Genomic DNA, 2219 nt, shown 5'->3' on the forward strand with positions numbered 1-2219 from the left:
GCAGGAGGAGAGGGATCCGAGGTGGAGGGATCCGTAGCCTCCCTGCTACTACCCCTCGGCAGCCGTCTTGTGTTTCCGCGGCCGCCCAGGAGGGCGCTTCGGCTTCTCCGAGACCGTCTCCTCGAACTCTTCAGTCGCAGGAGCGGCCTTCTTGCGCTGTTGGCCAAGCCCAAAGTTTTTAGCAAGGGCCGAGCGCTGGGCCGAGTAGTTGGCTGCCGTCGAGGGGTAGTCCCGCGGCAAGCCGAAGCGCTCGCGGTATTGCTCGATCGTCATGCCGTTGCCGTTGAGATGGCGCTTGAGCGCCTTGTACGGTTTGCCGTCAATGAAGCTGATGATGGCGTCCGGCGTGACCGACTTTCGGATCTGAGCGGGGGTAAGCTTCTCGGTCGCCGGAGCTTCAGTCGCGCTGCTCTGGCCGAGCCCGGTGAGCGCATTGTGTATGCAGGCGATCAGCTCCGCCATATCGGTGGGTCGTACCGAATTCCTCGACACATAGGCTGAGACAATTTCGGCCGTAAATTCGATATAATCGACGGCAGCTGTCTCGACGGTCTCTGCGTTCTCATCCACGGCACACCTGCTCAATCGAAGCAGAACGTATGTGCCGGCGAACACTAGAAATCAACGCGAATTAAAGAATTTCTTTGTCGAATAAGAGATTTTTAACCTGCCATCGCGCGGATTTCGCTGATGCCATCTCGCATCACGTATCCGCGTCCCCAGACGGTCTCGATGTAGTTCTTACCCGAGCTGGTGTTGGCGAGCTTCTTGCGCAGCTTGCAGATGAAGACGTCGATGATCTTTAGCTCCGGCTCGTCCAAGCCACCGTAGAGGTGGTTGAGGAACATCTCCTTCGTGATCGTCGAGCCCTTCCGGAGTGCAAGGAGTTCCAGCAACTGGTACTCCTTCGTCGTCAGCGGGACACGTTTACCCTCGATCGAAGCCAGCTTCTCGTCAAGGTCGATCACGAGATCGTCGATCGTGATCGTCGATTGGGCGTGGCCCTTCGAGCGACGCACGATGGCATGAATGCGCGCGATCAGCTCGTCCTTGTGGAACGGCTTGGTGAGATAGTCGTCCGCCCCGAACCCGAGGCCCTTCACTTTGTCCTCGATGCTGGCCAAGCCCGAGAGGACGAGAACCGGCGTCTTCACTTTCGCCACGCGCAGCGAGCGCAGGACCTCATAGCCCGACATATCGGGCAGGTTCAGATCAAGCAAGATGATGTCGTAATCATACAGCTTGCCGAGATCGACACCCTCTTCCCCCAAATCGGTGGTGAAGGTATTAAAGTTCTCGGACTTGAGCATCAGCTCAATGCTTTGAGAAACGGTGGCATCGTCTTCGATCAGGAGAACACGCATGAAACCACCTCAAAAGTTAAGGCTTCATACATGGGCAATTTTACCGAACCGTTAACGAGAACGCCCGCTGTTCAGCGCTCAGTGACGAACCGCACCGCCCGTCCAAAAGCCCTTCAACTCCGGGCTGGAACGGCTAAGCATACTCTTCGCGCTCATCAATTTATCCGTTCGCCTTTTTGTCTGTGAACGTGACCGATAGGCCGGTCACGTGATCATTTAGGATCTCCGCGATCTGCTGGGCATGGGCGTAGTTGACGCTGGCCCGCAGAGTCAGGTCGAGGACCACATCGCCGAAAGTCTCAACCGCACCGCCGAGAGGCTCGAGGGCGATGAATGGGCGCCCTTCAGCATCCTCTTTCACGGTGAACCGACACTGCCCTCGCTCTGTCCGTGCCATCGTAACGCCTCCGTATAGACCGCCAGCCTACACCCAACACGATCGCCCGCCAGTCCGCATCAACCTGTAGCCGGACAGCTTCGACGCTTCTCGCTTTAGGACGATAGCCGCTGCAGATGAATGTCATGAGTCGCTGGCAGCTGGTGCGAAAGATTTCACCCCGCAGTATGCGGGCCGGAGTCCGCAATGAGGTGGTTCGGCTCAGTGGAGTTCGGTCTGTGGACCGGAGCGAAGGTTGCTAGGTCGCGTTTCGTCGAGACGACGTAGTAGCGGAGATCGCTCGGCAACCAGTTGGCCAGGGCTTTCGACGGAATACAATGGTTGGGGAGGATCCGCGCTTGCAACATTCCCTCTCCTCGCATGATCGCGACCGCCTGCGCGGTGATCGCTTGTTTCGGCATCGATCAGCAATTGGTCGGGCCGGTCTGCATACAGCAGGCAATGAGCAGGCCGAGTAT

At 57.9% G+C, this 2219-nt stretch carries 3 protein-coding genes; all 3 read right to left on the minus strand.

Annotation, left to right across the window (positions count from 1 at the left end; translation table 11 throughout):
* Window positions 1-48 precede the first annotated feature (48 nt).
* The 3 genes from OXS49_RS33185 to OXS49_RS33195 all read right to left on the minus strand — a co-directional run bounded on the left by OXS49_RS33185 (window position 49) and on the right by OXS49_RS33195 (window position 1761).
* On the minus strand, window positions 49-570 hold the full coding sequence (locus tag OXS49_RS33185; protein WP_244006424.1) for a MucR family transcriptional regulator: 522 nt from the start codon (window positions 568-570) through the stop codon (window positions 49-51).
* A 92-nt stretch (window positions 571-662) separates the two neighbouring features.
* Window positions 663-1364, minus strand: coding sequence for a response regulator transcription factor (locus OXS49_RS33190; protein WP_267428744.1), 702 nt, complete (start codon window positions 1362-1364; stop codon window positions 663-665).
* A gap of 160 nt (window positions 1365-1524) precedes the next feature.
* Complete coding sequence (locus tag OXS49_RS33195) at window positions 1525-1761, minus strand: hypothetical protein (protein ID WP_267428745.1); 237 nt, start codon at window positions 1759-1761, stop codon at window positions 1525-1527.
* Between the last annotated feature and the right edge of the window lie 458 nt (window positions 1762-2219).

Origin of the sequence: Methylobacterium sp. GC_Met_2, from assembly GCF_026540795.1 — a bacterium.
Lineage (GTDB): Bacteria > Pseudomonadota > Alphaproteobacteria > Rhizobiales > Beijerinckiaceae > Methylobacterium.